This window comes from Rhodovulum imhoffii, from assembly GCF_003046545.1.
In the GTDB taxonomy this organism is placed as follows: Bacteria; Pseudomonadota; Alphaproteobacteria; order Rhodobacterales; family Rhodobacteraceae; genus Rhodovulum; species Rhodovulum imhoffii.
Window position 1 is genome coordinate 1 of the sequence record NZ_QAAA01000004.1, and the last position, 17689, is coordinate 17689.

The 17689-nt window shown below is 62.3% G+C and carries 20 protein-coding genes; 10 read left to right on the plus strand and 10 right to left on the minus strand.

Translation table 11 applies throughout. From position 1 onward, the window contains the following. Both C8N32_RS04345 and C8N32_RS04350 read right to left on the minus strand, forming a co-directional pair. Positions 1 to 543 (minus strand): helix-turn-helix domain-containing protein (locus C8N32_RS04345; protein WP_146159681.1); only part of this gene is annotated, 543 nt, incomplete at its 3' end. A gap of 73 nt (positions 544 to 616) precedes the next feature. Then, positions 617 to 1138, minus strand: coding sequence for a winged helix DNA-binding protein (locus C8N32_RS04350; protein WP_107891260.1), 522 nt, complete (start codon positions 1136 to 1138; stop codon positions 617 to 619). 224 nt (positions 1139 to 1362) lie between these two features. Here C8N32_RS04350 and C8N32_RS04355 point away from each other — a divergent pair, with 224 nt between their 5' ends. Genes C8N32_RS04355 through C8N32_RS04380 form a run of 6 tightly spaced genes read left to right on the plus strand, consistent with a single transcriptional unit; the run spans position 1363 to position 6788 of the window. Beyond that, complete coding sequence (locus C8N32_RS04355) at positions 1363 to 2334, plus strand: TRAP transporter substrate-binding protein (RefSeq protein WP_107891261.1); 972 nt, start codon at positions 1363 to 1365, stop codon at positions 2332 to 2334. Between the two features lie 57 nt (positions 2335 to 2391). After that, positions 2392 to 2940 (plus strand): TRAP transporter small permease, encoded by a 549-nt coding sequence (locus C8N32_RS04360; RefSeq protein ID WP_107891262.1) that lies wholly within the window; start codon positions 2392 to 2394, stop codon positions 2938 to 2940. Positions 2941 to 2949: 9 nt separating this feature from the next. Further along, positions 2950 to 4245, plus strand: a complete 1296-nt coding sequence (locus tag C8N32_RS04365) for a TRAP transporter large permease (protein ID WP_107891263.1) — start codon at positions 2950 to 2952, stop codon at positions 4243 to 4245. After that, a complete protein-coding gene (locus C8N32_RS04370) occupies positions 4242 to 4991 on the plus strand; it encodes a 5-oxoprolinase subunit B family protein (RefSeq protein WP_107891264.1) in 750 nt (249 codons plus the stop codon). The genes C8N32_RS04365 and C8N32_RS04370 overlap by 4 nt, the downstream gene beginning before the upstream one ends. Continuing rightward, on the plus strand, positions 4988 to 6004 hold the full coding sequence (locus C8N32_RS04375; RefSeq protein WP_107891265.1) for a 5-oxoprolinase subunit C family protein: 1017 nt from the start codon (positions 4988 to 4990) through the stop codon (positions 6002 to 6004). The genes C8N32_RS04370 and C8N32_RS04375 overlap by 4 nt, the downstream gene beginning before the upstream one ends. 10 nt (positions 6005 to 6014) lie before the next feature. Further along, on the plus strand, positions 6015 to 6788 hold the full coding sequence (locus C8N32_RS04380; protein WP_107891266.1) for a LamB/YcsF family protein: 774 nt from the start codon (positions 6015 to 6017) through the stop codon (positions 6786 to 6788). Between the two features lie 206 nt (positions 6789 to 6994). On the opposite strand, the gene ureG is transcribed toward C8N32_RS04380, so the two are convergent. Genes ureG through C8N32_RS04420 form a run of 8 tightly spaced genes read right to left on the minus strand, consistent with a single transcriptional unit; the run spans position 6995 to position 12019 of the window. Continuing rightward, positions 6995 to 7642: an urease accessory protein UreG gene (gene ureG / locus C8N32_RS04385; protein ID WP_107891267.1), complete on the minus strand. Its 648-nt coding sequence runs from the start codon at positions 7640 to 7642 to the stop codon at positions 6995 to 6997. After that, positions 7639 to 8292 (minus strand): urease accessory protein UreF, encoded by a 654-nt coding sequence (locus C8N32_RS04390; RefSeq protein WP_242509527.1) that lies wholly within the window; start codon positions 8290 to 8292, stop codon positions 7639 to 7641. The genes ureG and C8N32_RS04390 overlap by 4 nt, the downstream gene beginning before the upstream one ends. Next, positions 8276 to 8725, minus strand: a complete 450-nt coding sequence (locus C8N32_RS04395; protein WP_107891269.1) for an urease accessory protein UreE — start codon at positions 8723 to 8725, stop codon at positions 8276 to 8278. Before C8N32_RS04395 ends, C8N32_RS04390 begins: the two co-directional genes overlap by 17 nt. Then, positions 8725 to 10434, minus strand: coding sequence for an urease subunit alpha (gene ureC, locus C8N32_RS04400; RefSeq protein ID WP_107891270.1), 1710 nt, complete (start codon positions 10432 to 10434; stop codon positions 8725 to 8727). The genes C8N32_RS04395 and ureC overlap by 1 nt, the downstream gene beginning before the upstream one ends. After that, on the minus strand, positions 10434 to 10739 hold the full coding sequence (locus C8N32_RS04405; RefSeq protein WP_107891271.1) for an urease subunit beta: 306 nt from the start codon (positions 10737 to 10739) through the stop codon (positions 10434 to 10436). The genes ureC and C8N32_RS04405 overlap by 1 nt, the downstream gene beginning before the upstream one ends. Next, positions 10736 to 10882, minus strand: a complete 147-nt coding sequence (locus tag C8N32_RS04410; RefSeq protein WP_107891272.1) for a peptidase M23 — start codon at positions 10880 to 10882, stop codon at positions 10736 to 10738. Before C8N32_RS04410 ends, C8N32_RS04405 begins: the two co-directional genes overlap by 4 nt. A 14-nt stretch (positions 10883 to 10896) precedes the next feature. After that, positions 10897 to 11199: an urease subunit gamma gene (locus C8N32_RS04415; RefSeq protein WP_107891273.1), complete on the minus strand. Its 303-nt coding sequence runs from the start codon at positions 11197 to 11199 to the stop codon at positions 10897 to 10899. Position 11200: 1 nt separating this feature from the next. Beyond that, positions 11201 to 12019, minus strand: coding sequence for an urease accessory protein UreD (locus C8N32_RS04420; RefSeq protein WP_207186970.1), 819 nt, complete (start codon positions 12017 to 12019; stop codon positions 11201 to 11203). Between the two features lie 403 nt (positions 12020 to 12422). Here C8N32_RS04420 and urtA point away from each other — a divergent pair, with 403 nt between their 5' ends. The 4 genes from urtA to urtD are packed head-to-tail and all read left to right on the plus strand — an operon-like array spanning position 12423 to position 17689. Further along, complete coding sequence (urtA, locus tag C8N32_RS04425) at positions 12423 to 13703, plus strand: urea ABC transporter substrate-binding protein (protein ID WP_107891275.1); 1281 nt, start codon at positions 12423 to 12425, stop codon at positions 13701 to 13703. Positions 13704 to 13759: 56 nt separating this feature from the next. Next, positions 13760 to 15724 carry an urea ABC transporter permease subunit UrtB gene (gene urtB / locus C8N32_RS04430; protein WP_107891276.1) on the plus strand — a complete coding sequence of 655 codons (1965 nt, stop codon included), beginning with the start codon at positions 13760 to 13762 and terminating at the stop codon, positions 15722 to 15724. A 4-nt stretch (positions 15725 to 15728) separates the two neighbouring features. Beyond that, positions 15729 to 16952: an urea ABC transporter permease subunit UrtC gene (gene urtC / locus C8N32_RS04435; RefSeq protein WP_107891277.1), complete on the plus strand. Its 1224-nt coding sequence runs from the start codon at positions 15729 to 15731 to the stop codon at positions 16950 to 16952. Further along, positions 16949 to 17689 (plus strand): urea ABC transporter ATP-binding protein UrtD, encoded by a 741-nt coding sequence (gene urtD / locus C8N32_RS04440; RefSeq protein WP_107891278.1) that lies wholly within the window; start codon positions 16949 to 16951, stop codon positions 17687 to 17689. The genes urtC and urtD overlap by 4 nt, the downstream gene beginning before the upstream one ends.

A 17689-nucleotide genomic window follows, 5' to 3' on the forward strand; every position in this document is an offset into this window, starting at 1 on the left:
AGTGTCCGCGGACAGGAGTTCGCCCGGAGCACTTGATTCCACATGCCTTTCCCGAAAGCACGGGTTCAGCTTCTCCAGGAAGGCGGCTTGCTCAGGGGTGATCTCGATCGCTTGCGCTGCGTTTTGTCGTTCCAGGGCCAACCAGCGCTCGATCTTGGTGCCGAGGCCGTGCTCGTGCAGGATCTTCTGGATCGTGATCGACGACACGCGTGTCCCTTCCAGCGCCAGCCTCGCCTCGTGCCGGTTGCAGCCATAGGCCGGGTGCTCGAGCGCCAAAGCCTTGATCCGCTCCACCACCTCGGGAGGCGTCGTCTGCGGGTGGCTCTTGTGGATCGGCGGCAGGTCCTTCAGGCCCTCGAAGCCCTGGGTCTGAAACCGGCGCTTCCATTCGTAGAAACTGGTCCGGTCCATGTCCCGCTGGCGGCACGCCTCGGCAACGTTGCCGAGTTCCCTTGCCAGCTCCAGAACGCTCAGGCGCTGCTGAGCAAGCTTGGTGGCGGTATCACGCGGCGCAGCTTTCTTTGCTGTCGATGATCGCCCCATGGGTGGTTCCTCCTTCCCGAAAATAGCACGGAAAGAAGGTTAAGTGGGCATTTGCGCAACAGGGGGTGTTTGGTTACAGGGATGCCGCGGCACGACTGGCCTGGTCGTAGTGGCCCGAAAGTGCGCGCAGATTGCGGGCGAGGTCGCGCATCTCGGGACCGGAAATATCGGTAGAGGCCAGGCCGTCCAGAAGGCATTGGCGCCGTATGTCGCGATATGCCTCACAAAGTGCGACCCCCTCGGGGGAGGTGCGATAGAACACTTCCTTGCCGCGCTTCTCCGATGCCAACAACCCGGCCTTGAGAAGCTTGCGCAGGGCATAGTTCACGGTGTGGCTGTCTTCGATATTCAGGAGGAAGCAGATGTCCGACAGGCGCTTGTCGCGTGAACGGTGATTGACATTGTGCAGAATCAGGATGTCGAGCGGGCTGAGATCGGGTTGGCCCGAGGCGGACATGCAGCGCATCATCCAGCGTGAAAAGGCATTGAAGACGATGATCATTCCGAATTCCAGCTCGGACAGTTCCCATCCGTCACCTTCGGCCAGGTGACGGGAGGAGACTATCCGCCGTGCATCTTTCGCGTTTGCCGTCATTTTCCACACCTTTTCAAATACAAAACGTAAGTGTTTTACCAGTGTTATGGCCTTGACGGCCGAGTTTCAACGCTCCTGGTTCTGGTTTTGAGCCCGCCGGGGTGTGCGCAGGGAAATTATACCCCGCGTGAGTAATGGGATGGGGCTCAATATAACAATACGTTGACAATTTGTAAGCGTTATGTATGAAAATGGTCAATACAGCTTTTCACGGGAGGACTGAAATGTTTGTATCGCGTTATCTGGGCGGTCCGATTGCCGCCCTTGTCGGGCTTGCGATTCAGGTTCAGGCAGAGACATGGGATATGCCGACTCCTTACCCGGATGCGACATTCCACACTGTCAACATCCATGAGTTTGCCAAGGATGTGGCTGCCGCCACCGATGGCGGCCTCGAGATCAAGGTTCATTCGGCGGGGTCGTTGTTCAAACATCCCGAGATCAGCAAAGCCGTGCGCAGCGGTCAGGTTCCTGCGGGGGAGTTCTTTCTTTCGCTGCTGGCCAACGACAATGCCGCGTTCGGGATCGATTCGATGCCCTTTCTGGCCACCAATTACGAAGACGCCCAGCGTCTTTGGGCGGCCCAGAAGGGCGTGATCGAGGCGCTTCTGGAAGATCAGGGGGTAATGGCGCTCTACGCGGTGCCCTGGCCGCCGCAGGGTCTTTACACGAATAAGGAAATAACTTCGGTCGACGATCTCGCGGGGCTGAAGTTTCGCACTTACAACGCGACCCTTGAGGAATTCGCGAATCTGGCCGGTGCCGCGCCCACACAGGTCGAAGTGCCGGACATTCCGCAGGCTTTCAGTACCGGGCGCGTCGAGGCGATGATCACCTCACCCTCGACCGGCGTGAACTCCAAGGCATGGGATTTCGTTTCCCACTACACCGATATCCAGGCCTGGATTCCCAAGAATATCGTCGTGGTGAACAAGCGGGCTTTCCAGCGCCTGGACGAGGCAACGCAAGCCGCCATACTTGAGGCCGCCGCCGCCGCCGAAGCGCGCGGCTGGGAAATGAGCCGCGCCGAGACCGCGACCCAGACCGCCGCGTTGAAGGAAAACGGGATCGTCGTTGTGGAGCCGTCCGAAGAACTGATGGCCGGTCTGCGTGCGATCGGTGTGCAAATGCTGGAAACCTGGAAGGCTGAAGCGGGGGACGCCGGCGCAGCCTTGCTGGGCGCTTATCAGCAATAATCCAGATCGTCGGCGCCAGGCGCGACACCGCGCCTGGCATGATTTCGGGGGGCGGACATGCGGCGCAGTCTTGACCATGTTTATCGTGCGGCCGGGGGGCTCGCGGCGATCTTTATCCTGGCCATCGTGATTTTGGTTTTTGCCCAAGTTTGCCTGAACCTCGCGGACAAGATCTCGATCCGGGTCGTGGGCAAGGGGATCGGGCTGACCATTCCGTCCTATTCCGATTTCACCGGGTTTTTCCTGGCGGCGTCTTCGTTTCTCGCCCTTGCCTATACGCTGCGCCAGGGGGGCCACATCCGGGTGACGCTGCTGACAGGTCGCCTGCCGGTCGGACTTCGCCGGATCTTCGATGTGAGCATCGTTCTGCTCGCACTTGTGATGAGCGCCTACGCAACCTGGTACATGATTGAGCTTGTCCGGGAATCCGTCGAATTCGGCGATCGCAGTTCCGGCATGGTGTCCGTGCCGCTGTGGCTGCCTCAGCTTCCTGTCGCTCTGGGTCTGGCCGTTCTGACCCTTGCCCTGGCGGATGACCTGGTCGGACTCCTGCGCGGTCGCGCGGCCTCCTGGGAAGGCAAGGACGAAAGTCTGCTGAGCGAATAGGGGGGTGACATGTCGATCGCTGTACTTTCCATCGTCCTGCTGATCTTGCTGTTTGGTTTTCTTGGCGCGGGCCTTTGGGTGGCCTTCTCGCTTCTGGGGGTCGGAATCGCCGCAATGGCGCTGTTTTCGGATGCGCCGCTGGGGCTGGTCATGGCCACGACGATATGGGGGCACAGCAATTCCTGGGCGCTGGCGGCACTGCCGCTTTTCATCTGGATGGGGGAGATCCTGTTTCGCTCGAAGCTGAGCGAGGACATGTTCGCAGGTCTTTCGCCCTGGATGAACCGCCTGCCGGGCCAGCTTTTGCATGTCAACATCTTCGCGTGCGGGATTTTCGCAGCGGTTTCGGGGTCGTCGGCGGCCACGGCGGCCACGATCGGCAAGATGTCGATCCCCGAATTGTCGCGTCGTGGATATCCCGAAAGGATGGTCATCGGCACGCTGGCCGGCTCCGCTACGCTGGGCCTGCTGATTCCGCCCTCGATCATCCTGATCGTCTATGGCGTGGCCACCGAGCAATCCATCGCAAGGCTGTTCATTGCCGGGATCTTGCCGGGTCTTCTGCTGGTCGCGCTGTTCGTCGGATATGTCGCGATCTGGGCGGCGATGAACCGTCATAAGTTGCCGGTGGAGGATTTCAAGGCCACCTTCAGGGGAAAACTGCACGGGTCGCGCCGGTTGTTGCCCGTGATCCTGCTGATCGGGGGGGTCATCGGTTCGATCTATACGGGCATCGCCTCCCCCACCGATGCCGCCGCGGTGGGCGTGGTCCTTGCGCTGGTGCTGTCATGGGCCTCGGGAACGCTGACACGCAAAACCTTTGTCGACGGGCTGATGGGGGCGACTGTCACCTCCTGCATGATCGCCTTCATCCTTGCCGGGGCCTCGTTCCTGACCGTTGCCATGGGCTTTACCGGCATTCCCCGTATCCTGGCGGAAGCGATCGGTTCCCTGGGTCTTTCGACGGTCACCCTGCTCGCGGCGCTGACGGTTTTCTTTGTGATTTTGGGGTGTTTTCTTGATGGAATTTCCGTCGTGGTTCTGACCGCTTCGGTGATCATGCCAATGGTGTTGCAAGCCGGTATCGACCCGCTTTGGTTCGGTATCTTTCTGGTGATCGTGGTCGAGATGTCACAGATCACACCACCGGTGGGGTTCAACCTTTTCGTGCTGCAATCCCTCACGGGGCGCGATATCCTCACGGTGGCGCGCGCCGCGCTGCCATTCTTTTTCCTGATGATCGTGGCGCTTGTCCTCATCATGGTTTTCCCCGTCATCGTCACTTACTTGCCGGATCGGATGTGACTGAGACAGGGGATCTTCCGGGCCGGTTTCCCGTGGTCAGAAGCGCCGGAGTCGATGGCCTTCTGGTCAGCTTTGCCGACGGGTTGAGCGAACCCGCAAACCGCGCCGCCCTTGCCTTTCGAGGGGCATTGGAGGCCCAGGACTGGGATGGCATGGAGGAAACGTCTTCCTCCCTTGTTTCCGCATATCTGCGGTTCGATCCGCTTCGGGTCAGCCATGAGACGATCTCCGGGCAGGTGCGCGCGCTTCTGGCAGCGCAGGATTGGTATGCCGCCCAATTGCCAGGGCGGCGGCGGTTCTGGCGCATCCCCACGGTTTTCGGCACAGCCCTTGCCCCGCAACTGGCGCAGGCGGCCGCCGCAGCGGGGATGAGCGAAACGCAAGCCATCGCATCTTTGTCCACTGCGCGAGTCCGGGTGCAGACCATCGGTTTCGCCCCCGGTCAGCCCTATCTGGGTGAATTGCCCGCGGCCTGGGATATTCCGCGCCAGAGTCAGTTGACCGAACGCATCCCCGAAGGCGCCTTGGCGGTGGCGATCCGGCAGCTGGTGCTGTTTTCGGTCACAACGCCCACGGGCTGGCAACATGTGGGCCAGACTGCGATCCGGTTGTTTCAGCCCGAAGCGGCGGAGCCGTTCCTGTTGCGGGCGGGGGATGAAGTGCAGTTCGTTCCGATTGGTCCGGAGGCTCTTGAGACCCTGCGCCGCGATCCGCGGGGCGGAGCGACCTGTGAGACGGCAGGATGAGCCGGTCGCTTCTGATCCACCGGGCCGGGCCGGGCCTGACGCTTCAGGACCTGGGGCGCAGCGGGTACCTGGATGTGGGGTTGTCGCGGGGGGGGGCGGCGGACCGGCTGGCGCTTTTTGAGGGCGCGGCCCTGCTCGGGCAGGAGGCGGGAGCCGTGGTCGTCGAGATGGCCGCGATGGGGGGAGAGTTCGAAGCGACGCAGGATATCCGCATTGCCCTGACCGGGGCGCCGATGCGGGCGAAACTGGATGGGGCGCCACTGGTCTGGAATGCGTCCCATCTTTTGCCGGCGGGTGCACGGTTGTCGATCGGTCCGGTTCTGCACGGTTGCTATGGCTATCTGCATGTCGGCGGGGGTATTGAAGGCAACCGCCTGATGGGGGCGCAATCGGCGCATTTGTCGGCGGGGGTAGGCGGTGTGCTGGCGGCGGGCGACAGGCTGGAAATCGGACCCGATGGCGGCACGGAAACCGGCATGACGCTTGACCGGGATGACCGCTTCACCGGGGGGGCCGTGCGCATCGTTGCCAGCTTCCAAACCCATCTTTTTGCCGCCGCAGACCTGGAGCGGTTCTGTTCGGCGCCCCTGCGCCGGGATGCACGGGCCAACCGCATGGGGGTGCGTCTGACCCCCGAGGGGGTCGGGTTCCATGTCGAGGGCGGGCGCAATGTGCTGTCCGAGGTCATAATTCCGGGAGATATTCAGATCACGGGGGATGGCACGCCCTTTGTGCTGATGTCCGAATGCCAAACCACCGGCGGCTATCCAAGGATCGGAACCGTAGTGCCCTGCGATCTGCCCCGGATGGCACAGGCGCCAGCCGGGGCAGAGGTGTGGTTTCGCTTTGTCGGGCAGGATGAGGCGGTTGCCCTTGAACAGGCTGCCGCCGGGGCGCGGGCCGCGCTGCGCCGCCGTCTCCGCCCGCTCATCCGTGACCCGCGCCGGATGGCCGACCTGCTTTCCTTTCAACTGATCAGTGGTGTCGTCTCCGGTGGCGAGCCCGACACCTGAGGAGGAGTTCATGACGCAAACCGTGGATCTTAATGCCGACATGGGGGAAAGCTACGGCGCCTGGACCATGGGCGACGATGCGGCGCTGCTGAATATCGTCACTTCGGCCAATGTCGCGTGTGGCTTTCATGCGGGGGACTGGAACGTTATGGCGGCCACCATGCGTGCGGCGGTGGCCAATGGGGTGGGGATCGGGGCGCATCCGGGTTTCCCTGACCTGCATGGCTTTGGCCGCCAGCGGATGAATATGCCGCTCGCGTCTTTGCAAAACCTCGTACGCTATCAGATCGGTGCGGCACAGGCGATGGCCATGGCGGCGGGCGGCAGAATACGCCACGTGAAACTGCACGGGGCCTTGGCCAACATGGCATCCGAGGACCAGGAACTTGCAACCGCCTGTTATCGGGCCGCCTTGTCGGTTGCGCCGGACATTGTCCTCATGGTTCTGGCGGGCACGGCACAACAGCGTGCGGCGCAGGCCCTTGGTGCGCCCACGGCATGCGAGATCTTCGCGGACCGCGCCTACAACGACGATGCCAGCCTGGTCGATCGAAGCCGACCCGGCGCCGTCATTCACGATCCTGGCCTTGCGGGCCAGCGGGTATCCCGGATGGTTCGTGAGGGTGCGATCATCACCGAAAGCGGGAACCGGGTTCCCACCCGGATCGACACCATCTGCCTGCATGGCGACACACCTGCCGCCGTCCGCATCGCCGCCGAGGTGCGCCGGTGCCTGAAGGCGGACGGGGTTGAACTGGCGCTATTCGGCGGCGAACCGGTTTGAAGGCCTGCGGGTCCCGCGGATGCGCCCTGGCGCGACGCCCGCCGGGGGCAAGCTTCAGACCGAAACCGGGGCAGGGCCGGTTCCGGTCGCGCCAATCCAGGGCGTATCGGCGGCTCCAATGCCGAAGTGGCGGATAAAACGAGTTTTGGCACATGTGGAGCGCGCGCGGTGGGGCCCGGCGCAGATACCCTTAAAGCGTTCGCGCATCAAACCTGGGACGGGGCATGTCTCTGCGACGGCTTTTCCAGCCCGCCGATCTCTTGAATATGCGTCACAACGGCCCCCACGCCCTTGCGTTGCCGCAGGCAGGTGAAGACGAAGGGGCGACCGGAGCGCATCCTTTCGGCATCGCGTTCCATGACTGACAGGTCGGCCCCGACATGCGGGGCCAGATCGCATTTGTTGATCAGAAGAAGGTCGGACCGGGTGATTGCGGGGCCTCCTTTGCGCGGGATTTCTTCGCCGGCGGCCACGTCGATCACGTAGATCGTCATGTCGGCCAGTTCCGGGCTGAACGTGGCCGAGAGGTTGTCTCCGCCGCTTTCGATCAGGACGATTTCCACGTCCGGGTGGCGCGCCTGTATCTCGGCGACCGCGGCCAGATTGATGGAGGCGTCCTCCCGGATGGCGGTATGTGGGCACCCCCCGGTTTCAACGCCAATGATCCGGTCCAGGGAAAGCACCTGCATGCGCATCAGGGCCTCGGCGTCCTCCCTGGTGTAGATGTCATTGGTGATCACCCCGATGGAATGATCCGCGCGCAACGCTTCGCAAAGCGCGGCGGTCAGGGTTGTCTTGCCGGCGCCGACCGGCCCGCCGATGCCGATACGGAGTGGACCGTTGAATTTTGTCATGTGCGGAAGATCCTCGAATGCTGGGTTTCGTGTCTCAGCGCGGCGATATCGGCCAGAAAGGCCGTGCCTGAGAGTGTCTCCAGGTCGCCAGGGGCGGTGGTTTCGGCGACAGTCCGGCAAAGCGGTGCGACATCGCGGATGACCCGCTGGCCTTCGGTTTGGCCAATGGGAATCAGTCGCATGCCAACGGAGGCAAGGGTGCTGGCAAAGGCATGCAGATACATTGATGCGGTTGCGATCTGTGGCAGGCCAAATAAGGACGCGGCGTGGCCCACAGCGACGGGATAGGCCAGATTGCCAAGCCGTTTCCCCCAGACCTGCTCGGTCACCCGGCAAAATGCGGCGCCCTGGAGTTCCGTCTCCAGGAGCCGTTCCCGGCCGGGCGCGAAGGCGCGGCAGGCGGCATCGATCCCCGCGAGGCGCCGAGTATCCCTTGCGCGATAGGCTGCGGCAAGAAACACGGCGTCGGATTTGCCTGTTCCATGAAGCAGGATATCAGAAATCCAGGTACGCAAGGTTGCCGCATCTGCCACATCGCCCGCGTCGATCGCCCATTCCAGCCCATGGGAATAGCTGAAGGCGCCAATGGGGCAGGCCGGGGAAAACCACTGCGCAAGGGTCAGGAGTTCTGTGTCAGTGGTTGTGGCCATGGGTGCGTCCGTAGCCATAGGCACCGCCTTCGGGCAGGAAGGGTTCGAATATCTCCGCAACGGATGCGTCCAGACGTTCCAGCATTTCGCGGATCACATGGTCTTGCTGGATGACGAGCCGGTCGGGGCCAATCTGACACGGGGTGTGCCGGTTGCCGATATGCCAGGCCAGCCGGGTCAGATCCTGACCGGTCACACTGAACAGGGGTTCTTTGGCGGCGGTTATCCCGATATAACGCCCGTCGGTCAGTTCGAAGGCGTCTCCGGGATTGAGCGATACGGTATGTTTCAGATCGACAAGGACCGTCCCGCCATTCACGGTTCGTACGACCTTGCGCCGCAAAAACCTGTCATCATAGGTCAGGACGCAGTGTTCGAAGCCGGTGTGCCAATCGCCTGCGCGCCGGATATTTTGTGCGATATAGTTTGTCATCAGAACAGGAAATACCTTTGCGTCATGGGAAGAGTACCGGCAGGCTGGCAGGTCAGAAGTTCACCGTCGGCCCGCACCTCGTAGGTTTCCGGGTCCACCTCGATCTGCGGCGTCGCATCGTTGAGGACGAGGTCGGATTTACCGATGTCGCGCGTGTTGGCGACGGCCAGTGTCGTCTTGGACAGCCCGAGTTCATGGCCGATCCCGGCCTCTTGCGCGGCCGCGGAAACGAAGGTGACGGCGGAGTGTTCCACCGATCGCCCATAGGCACCGAACATGGGCCGGGAACTGACCGGCTGAGGTGTCGGGATCGAGGCGTTCGGATCCCCCATCTGTGCCATGACGATCGTGCCGCCCAGCAGGACCATATCCGGCTTCACGCCGAAGAAGGCCGGAGTCCACAGGACAAGATCGGCGCGTTTCCCTTCCGTGATGCTGCCGATTTCATGCCCGATTCCGTGGGCGATGGCGGGGTTGATCGTGTATTTCGCAATATAGCGGCGGACGCGGAAATTATCGTTGGAGCCGGTTTCCTCCGGTAACCGCCCGCGCTGTCTTTTCATTTTGTCGGCGGTCTGCCAGGTGCGGATCAGGACTTCGCCAACACGGCCCATCGCCTGGCTGTCGCTCGCGATGATCGAGAATGCTCCCATGTCGTGCAGGATATCCTCGGCGGCGATGGTTTCGCGACGGATGCGGCTTTCGGCAAAGGCCACGTCCTCGGGGATCGACTTGTCGAGGTGATGACAGACCATGAGCATGTCGAGATGTTCCTCGACCGTGTTCACGGTGAAGGGGCGGGTGGGGTTGGTCGAGGACGGCAGCACATTGGAGGCGCCGCAGATCCTGATGATGTCCGGCGCGTGGCCGCCGCCTGCGCCCTCGGTGTGAAAGGCGTGGATGGTCCGCCCTTTCATGGCGGCCATCGTGTTCTCCACGAAGCCGCTTTCGTTCAGCGTGTCGGTATGAATCATCACCTGCACGTCCATGTCATCGGCCACCGACAGGCAGCAGTCGATGGCGGCGGGCGTGGTGCCCCAATCCTCGTGCAGTTTCAGAGCACAGGCCCCGGCCCTGACCTGTTCTTCCAGCGCGGCGGGCAGGCTGGCGTTGCCTTTGCCCGCAAAGGCAAGGTTCATCGGAAAGGCATCCGCCGCCTGCAACATCCGGCCGATATGCCACGGCCCCGGTGTGCAGGTGGTTGCCAGCGTGCCATGGGCCGGGCCGGTGCCGCCCCCCAGCATGGTTGTCAGCCCGGAATGCAGCGCATGCTCGATCTGTTGTGGGCAGATGAAATGAATGTGGCTGTCGAAACCGCCCGCGGTCAGGATACGCCCCTCACCGGCGATCACTTCGGTTCCGGGACCGATCACGATATCCACGCCGGGTTGCGTGTCCGGGTTCCCGGCCTTGCCGATCCTGGCTATGCGTCCGTCTCGCAGCCCGATATCGGCCTTGTAGATTCCGGTATGATCCACGATCAGCCCGTTGGTGATGACAGTGTCCACGGCCCCGTCGGCCCGCGTGGCCTGGGACTGCCCCATGCCGTCGCGGATTACCTTGCCGCCGCCGAACTTGACCTCTTCGCCATAGGTGGTGAGATCGTGTTCGACCTCGATGATCAGATCCGTGTCGGCCAGCCGCACCTTGTCGCCCGTGGTGGGCCCGAACATCGAGGCGTAATCGCCGCGCTTGATTTTGGCCGGCATCACAGATTTCCCATTACGTGCCGATTGAACCCGTAAACCCGCCGCGCTCCGGAGAGAGGGATCAGGGGGACTTCGCGCCGCTGCCCTGGTTCGAAACGGATGGCGGTTCCGGCGGGAATGTCGAGCCGCATCCCCCGCGCCGTGTCGCGGTCGAAGTCGAGGGCGCTGTTGGCCTCGGCAAAATGATAATGGCTGCCCACCTGGACCGGGCGGTCGCCGGTATTGGCGACCATCAGCGTCGTCACCTCCGCCCCCTCGTTGAGCGTGAGGCTGCCCCCGGCCGGGAAAATTTCTCCGGGGATCATTTGCGCACCGCCAATATGACGGCTCCGGCAAGCGCCAGGAACGAGAGCAATATCCAGGTTTCACTGCCATGGGGGTGAAGATGACCCCCATCATGCGCAAGAACCGGTGACGCCAGAATGGAAAACGGCAGAACGTATCGCATTGAAGGTCTCCTTGTCAGCGGATCGGGTTGTGGACGGTGACCAGTTTGGTGCCGTCGGGAAAGGTAGCCTCAACCTGTACTTCGGGGATCATGTCGGGCACCCCGTCCATGCAGTCCTCACGGGTCAGCACGGTGGCGCCGGCTTCCATCATTTCGGCGACCGAACGACCGTCGCGAGCCCCTTCGACCACCGCATCGGTAATCAAGGCGATGGCTTCGGGGTGGTTCAGCTTGACCCCGCGGGCGCGCCGCCTGCGGGCGATCTCGGCGGCCATCGCCACCAGAAGCTTGTCTGTTTCTCTTGGAGTCAGGCGCATCTCATATCATCCATGGTCTGGGGAGGTCGGAGCTGCTCAGGCGTATCAGAAGCGGCACCAGCGCAAGGCGCAGCGCGTGGCTGTCGGGGGCCAGAAGCCGCAGGAACAGCACATCGCTTCGGAGCAGACTGGCGCCCGCGGTTTCGGGCAGGGCCGCACGAATGCGAGGCAATTGCGTCTCGGCATCGGGCGCGCTGTAGAGAAGCGTCGCCATCGCGCCGGCGCCATCGGCGATTGCGGCGCGGGCCAGCCGTGCAGCGATATCGCCTTCGAGCATCATTGCGTCCAGAAACAGAAGGTTTCCGTTGCGCCGCAGCTCGATCCGGTCGCTGAAATTTCCACATGTCAGGCGCTCCCCCATTGCGGCGCGCCCAAAGACAAGCGGTTCTGCCATCACGAGCGTCGCGTCCTCCGCCATCTCGATGCACAGTCGCCGCCTTATGGCGCAGCCCCGGAACAGGATCGTTTCCTGCGGCAGCCAGTTGATCCGTGCGCCATGCTCTATGGCCAGGCGATTGCAAATCCGGCCGGTCTCGCCGGATTTGGCGCGATAGGCGCGTTCGCAAGCTTGCGTGGTCAGGGTGAGGGTCGTGCCTGCCGCGGCACAGGCGTCAAGCGCAAAGCTGTCGCCCCCCGTCACTCCGCCGGCCGTGTTCACGATCATCGCTTGCATTCCGGGGCCCGGAGCCTTCGGGAAAAGACATTTCAGGGAGCCGGACTGGTAGAGCCGGTCCAGAACGCTGCGGCCGCCGCTGTGTTTCGAGGAAAGCACAACCCGGCCCTGCGCACGGGGCTGAACCGGGCAAACAGAAGCAGACAAGGGGTGTGCGGTACGTGTTATGGCGCGGTCCTCGGTGTGTTTCGTGGTGTCACCGTTTTGGCAGGGCCGCCGATCCGCACCAGAGAAAAGCGTGGGCAGCCATGATCGGCACACCGTGCTGCCCGAAAAACGGGCGTTTGCCCGTGCAGATGGTCATTCTTTTGGCGATTTGGCCGAATCCACGACCTGTCCGATGTTTCGCAATGGACCGGATTGCTGCGATGCGGCCCCAATACGGTTGCCTGACCGGCCCTGGAAACTGGCTGAAAGGGTGTGTGACGACCGGAAGAAGTTGTGCTCTGACCCGGCCGCCACACGGTTGCAACACGAAGCTGCAGGGAAGTGGTATGGAATTCGATCGCCTCAGGCAAGGAATTCGCCCTTTCCCGATGAGGATGTACAAATGAAAGTTCTGAATTCCATGTTTGCCGCCACCGTTGCGGCTTCGGCCTTCGCCATGCCGGCCTTCGCCGCCGATTGCCCGATCAGGGTGGGTGTGTTGCATTCGTTGTCGGGCACCATGGCGATTTCCGAAACCACGCTGAAAGACACCCTGCTGATGCTGGTCGAGGAACAGAATGCCAAAGGCGGTGTTCTGGGCTGCGAGCTTGAGGCCGTTGTCGTGGATCCGGCATCGGATTGGCCGCTGTTCGCGGAAAAGGCGCGTGAGCTTCTGACCGTACACGAGGTCGACGTGATCTTCGGCAACTGGACCAGCGTAAGCCGCAAGTCAGTTCTGCCGGTGATCGAGGAGTTGAACGGGCTGCTCTTCTACCCTGTTCAGTACGAGGGGGAGGAATCGTCCCGGAACGTGTTCTATACCGGTGCCGCACCGAACCAGCAGGCGATCCCGGCCACGGATTACTTCCTTGAAGAGCTGGGCGTGGAAAAGTTTGCCCTTCTGGGCACCGATTACGTCTACCCGCGGACCACCAACAACATTTTGCAAGCCTATCTTCAGGACAAGGGCATCGCGGCAGAGGATATCTTCGTCAATTACACGCCTTTCGGACACAGCGACTGGTCCAAGATCGTTGCCGATGTGGTGGCATTGGGCGCGGATGGCAAGAAAGTCGGGGTGATCTCGACCATCAACGGCGATGCGAACATAGGTTTTTACAAGGAACTTGCCGCCGCCGGAATTTCCGCCGACGACATTCCCGTCGTGGCCTTCTCCGTCGGGGAAGAGGAACTTTCGGGGCTCGACACCTCGAATCTCGTCGGCCATCTGGCGGCGTGGAACTATTTCCAGTCGGCCGGGGGCGAGGCGAACGAAGCCTTTATCGCCGCATGGAAGGCCAGAATGGGGGAAGATCGTGTCACCAATGACCCGATGGAGGCCCATTACATTGGTTTCAACATGTGGGTGAATGCGGCCACCGCTGCCGGAAGTACCGATGTGGATGCCGTCCGGGCGGCGATGTACGGGCAGGAGTTTCCGAACCTGACCGGCGGCACCGCGGTCATGCTGCCCAATCACCATCTGTCCAAGCCGGTTCTGATTGGCGAGATCCAGGAGGACGGGCAGTTCGATGTCATCTACCAGACCGCCGAAGTGCCCGGCGACGCCTGGACCGATCACCTGCCGGAATCGGCCGTGCTGAAATCCGACTGGCAGACACTTGGGTGCGGGATGTACAACACCCAGACCCAGACCTGTGTTCAGACGCTGTCAAACTACTGATCGCGCGGCAACAGTGTGAGGTGCCCCGTGCACCTCACCAGTCATGGGAACCGGACATGGTACGCATTTTTCTGGCGGCGCTGGTTGTTGCCGCCCTCTCTTTCGCCGCGCCGGCGCGGGCACAGGACGCGCCCATGCAGGCGGTTTTGCAAGCCCATGCAGAGCTGATCGTGAAGAGTTCGCGCAAGGCGATCGGTCCGGCCATCGACGCGGTCGCCGACAGCGGCCTGGCCCAGACCCAGGATGTACTCCAGACATGGCAAGCCAAGCGGATGTGGCAGCGCAAGGCTGACGGGGTATTCTTTCGCGGCGAAGAGATCGACGCGAAGACCAGCCGCCTGTACGATTTCGATACCGGCGCGGATGTTGGCATCTTTGCCAATTCCGACTTGAAACAGGTCAAGCCGAACAGTGGCGTCCGCGCCATGCTGGGGGCGGCGCTGGTGCGGTTCCAGTTGCGCGATCCCGACCCGAGCCGCCGCGCAGAGGCATTGGCGGCGATCGAACGCGCCCCGTCCCGGCAGGCGCTGGCCCCGTTGCGCGCCGCCATCGGCGATGAGACGGACCCGGCCCTGAAAGCCCGCAAGGTCCGTGCGGAACGGTTGCTCACGATCGCTTTCGATGACGATGACGCGATACGTGTTGCCGCGATCCGCGACATGGGGGGAGATCTTGGTGTCGATTTGCGTGCCACGCTGAATCCGCTTGTGGCAACCGATCTTCGTGTGTTCGCGGGGGGGGACCTGCCCGGCGGACTGAATATCGCCAGGCATGTTGCCCCCGGCGACGAAACGCTTCCGCGGGATACCGCCTATGACATGCTGGTTGCCGCGTCGCTGGCGCCGGCACGAATTACGGCAGAGGAAATCCGGGCCTCGCTGGCGCGCCATATCGACGGCGGCTACGTGGCCGGAGTGCCCGTGGCGCAACTGAACGCCGACGCCGCCCGGCTGCGGGCCTATGACGGACTGGTCGCTCAGGGGCTTGTCCCGGCCCGAGTCAATGACGCCGATATCGACGGGGCGCTGGCATCGCATCGGTTCGCGGAGGTTTTTGCCGAACCCTCCCCCGCCGTGACCGGCGCCGCGCGCGCCGCCCTTGGCCAGATCGAAACCAGGGTCTCTGCAAACCAGATTCTGGACCTGACGCTGGACGCTTTGTCACTGGCCTCGATCTATTTTCTCGCCGCCATCGGACTGGCCATCACTTTCGGTGTGATGGGTGTGATCAACATGGCCCATGGGGAGTTCATCATGATGGGCGCCTATACCGGATTTGTCGTTCAGCAGATGATCCCGAACCATACGGTTTCGATCCTGGTCGCGATTCCGCTGGCTTTCGCGGTGACTTTTGCGGCAGGGGTGGTCATGGAGCGGTTGGTGATACGCTGGCTCTACAACCGCCCGCTGGAAACCCTTCTGGCGACCTTCGGCATTTCCATCGCCCTGCAACAACTGGCAAAAAACATTTTCGGGACGCAGGCCCGGCCACTGACCGCGCCCGCCTGGCTCGACGGGGCATGGGTGCTGAACGATATCGTTTCGATCAGCTATATCAGGATCGCGATCGCCGTTCTGGCACTGATATTCCTGGGGGTCTTCCTGATCGTCATAAAGCGCACCCGCCTGGGTCTGGAAATCCGTGCGGTGACGCAGAACCGGCGCATGGCGGCCAGCATGGGAATCAATCCCGACCGGGTCAACGTGCTGACATTCGGCCTGGGTTCGGGGATCGCGGGTGTCGCGGGTGTTGCCATCGGGCTTTTTGCCAAGGTCACGTCGGAACTCGGCGGCGACTATATCGTGCAAAGCTTCATGACCGTCGTTGTCGGGGGGGTCGGAAATATCTGGGGCACGCTTGCCGGAGCGACCATGATCGGGTTCCTGCAAAAAGGGATCGAATGGTTCAACCCGTCCAACACGCTGGCCGCCCAGACCTACATGATCGCCTTCATCATTCTCTTCATCCAGTTCCGGCCCCGCGGCATTGTCGCGCTCAGGGGCCGTGCCGCAGGGGACTGAACCCATGAGCTTTGCCGCACGAAACCCATCGGTCCTGATCTTTCTGTCCGTTCTGGCGCTGTTCACGTTACTTGTGACGGTCATGTCGGAGGCCATCGGGACGGGTCTGGTTTCGACATCTTTCGTCAAGATATTGGGCAAGACACTGTGTCTGGCGCTGGTTGCGGTCGCGATGGACCTGGTCTGGGGCTATACGGGGATCCTCAGCCTCGGGCATTTCGCCTTTTTCGGACTGGGCGGTTACATGATCGGCATGTGGCTCATGTATGAGCGCACGCACGAGATCGCGGCAGCGGCCTTGGCCGAAGGCCCCATCCCCCCCACCGAGGCCGAGATTACCGCCGCCATCGGCAACCAGATTTTCGGCGTTGTCGGTTCAAGCGACTTTCCCCCCGTCTGGGCCTTTGCCGACAGCCTGACACTACAACTGGCGCTGGTCGTGATGGCGCCGGGGCTGCTGGCGCTGATCTTCGGGTGGCTGGCTTTTCGCAGCCGTGTCACCGGGGTTTACCTGTCGATCCTGACACAGGCGATGACACTGGCCCTGGCGCTGTACCTGTTCCAGAACGACAGCGGTCTGCGGGGCAACAACGGGCTTAGCGGGTTGCAGAACCTTCCTGGCGTCGACGCCCCGCAATCGCATGTCTCGCTTTGGTTTTTCTGGGCCTCCGCGCTGGCGCTGGGGGTGGGATACGTGTTCGCGGCGTGGCTGGTCGGCGGCAAGTTCGGCTCGGTCATGCGCGGCATCCGGGATAACGAGGCGCGCGTGCGTTTCCTTGGGTATTCGGTCGAAAGTTACAAGCTGGTCGTCTTTACCCTGACGGCGATGATCGCCGGCATTGCCGGTGCGCTCTATTATCCGCAGGCGGGCATCATCAACCCGGCCGAGATCGCCCCGATCGCCTCGATCTACCTTGCGGTCTGGGTCGCGATCGGGGGGCGGGGGCGGCTCTACGGCGCGGTCATTGGCGCGGTGTTCGTCAGTCTTGTTTCCAGTTGGTTTACCGGCGGGCAGGCCCCGGATGTACCCCTTGGGTTTTATACCGTCAAATGGGTCGACTGGTGGCTTGTCGTGCTGGGTCTGTCGTTTGTCCTGGTTACACTTTTCGCCCCCAGGGGAATCGGCGGGCTGTTCGACCTGGTCACCGAACGCCAACCCCCCGAGCGTCACGGAGCGAATCTTGGCCCCGATGCGGGCAGCCTGCGTGAAAAGGAGGCCAGTCAATGAGCACCCTGCTGGAAGTCTCGGGTGTGTCTGTCACCTTCGACGGGTTCAAGGCGATCAATAACCTGTCCTTCAGTATTGGCCATGCAGAGCTGCGCGCGATCATCGGACCCAACGGTGCGGGAAAGACCACTTTCATGGACATCGTCACCGGGAAAACCAGGCCCGACGAGGGCCGCATTGTCTGGGGCGGCAAAAGCCGGTCTCTTCTGAACATGTCCGAGGCGCGGATCGCCTGCGAAGGGATCGGCCGCAAGTTTCAGAAACCGACAGTGTTCGAGGACCAGAGCGTGCAGGAAAACCTTCTGATGGCGCTTAAGAAGGACCGTGGGCCGTTGGCGGTTTTGTTTTACCGTCCGCAGGCCGCGGATCTGGAGCGTGTCCGGGCCCTTGCGGAGGAAATCGGCCTTGCGGATCAGTTGTACCGTAAATCCGGAGAGCTCAGCCACGGAGAAAAACAATGGCTGGAAATCGGCATGCTGCTGGCACAGGAGCCACGGCTGTTGCTGGTCGATGAACCGGCGGCCGGGATGACTTCATCGGAGCGTGAGCACACGACCGCCCTTCTGATCGAGGCGGCAAAAACCCGTGCTGTTGTGGTGGTCGAACATGACATGGAATTCATCCGCCGGCTGAATTGTCGTGTGACGGTACTTCATGAGGGGGCGGTCCTGGCGGAAGGGTCCCTGGACCACGTGACCAGGAACCAGGATGTAATCGACGTTTATCTGGGACGGTGA

Bases quoted from the DNA above. Each gene is read 5' to 3' on its own strand.
- C8N32_RS04350 (WP_107891260.1), bottom strand. From the start codon at position 1,138: ATGACGGCAAACGCGAAAGATGCACGGCGGATAGTCTCCTCCCGTCAC.
- C8N32_RS04405 (WP_107891271.1), bottom strand. From the start codon at position 10,739: ATGATCCCCGGAGAAATTTTCCCGGCCGGGGGCAGCCTCACGCTCAAC.
- ureG (WP_107891267.1), bottom strand. From the start codon at position 7,642: ATGACAAAATTCAACGGTCCACTCCGTATCGGCATCGGCGGGCCGGTC.
- C8N32_RS04395 (WP_107891269.1), bottom strand. From the start codon at position 8,725: ATGACAAACTATATCGCACAAAATATCCGGCGCGCAGGCGATTGGCAC.
- C8N32_RS04360 (WP_107891262.1), top strand. From the start codon at position 2,392: ATGCGGCGCAGTCTTGACCATGTTTATCGTGCGGCCGGGGGGCTCGCG.
- urtB (WP_107891276.1), top strand. From the start codon at position 13,760: ATGGTACGCATTTTTCTGGCGGCGCTGGTTGTTGCCGCCCTCTCTTTC.
- urtD (WP_107891278.1), top strand. From the start codon at position 16,949: ATGAGCACCCTGCTGGAAGTCTCGGGTGTGTCTGTCACCTTCGACGGG.
- C8N32_RS04415 (WP_107891273.1), bottom strand. From the start codon at position 11,199: ATGCGCCTGACTCCAAGAGAAACAGACAAGCTTCTGGTGGCGATGGCC.
- C8N32_RS04410 (WP_107891272.1), bottom strand. From the start codon at position 10,882: ATGCGATACGTTCTGCCGTTTTCCATTCTGGCGTCACCGGTTCTTGCG.
- C8N32_RS04380 (WP_107891266.1), top strand. From the start codon at position 6,015: ATGACGCAAACCGTGGATCTTAATGCCGACATGGGGGAAAGCTACGGC.
- urtC (WP_107891277.1), top strand. From the start codon at position 15,729: ATGAGCTTTGCCGCACGAAACCCATCGGTCCTGATCTTTCTGTCCGTT.
- C8N32_RS04355 (WP_107891261.1), top strand. From the start codon at position 1,363: ATGTTTGTATCGCGTTATCTGGGCGGTCCGATTGCCGCCCTTGTCGGG.
- urtA (WP_107891275.1), top strand. From the start codon at position 12,423: ATGAAAGTTCTGAATTCCATGTTTGCCGCCACCGTTGCGGCTTCGGCC.
- ureC (WP_107891270.1), bottom strand. From the start codon at position 10,434: ATGCCGGCCAAAATCAAGCGCGGCGATTACGCCTCGATGTTCGGGCCC.
- C8N32_RS04365 (WP_107891263.1), top strand. From the start codon at position 2,950: ATGTCGATCGCTGTACTTTCCATCGTCCTGCTGATCTTGCTGTTTGGT.
- C8N32_RS04390 (WP_242509527.1), bottom strand. From the start codon at position 8,292: ATGGCCACAACCACTGACACAGAACTCCTGACCCTTGCGCAGTGGTTT.
- C8N32_RS04375 (WP_107891265.1), top strand. From the start codon at position 4,988: ATGAGCCGGTCGCTTCTGATCCACCGGGCCGGGCCGGGCCTGACGCTT.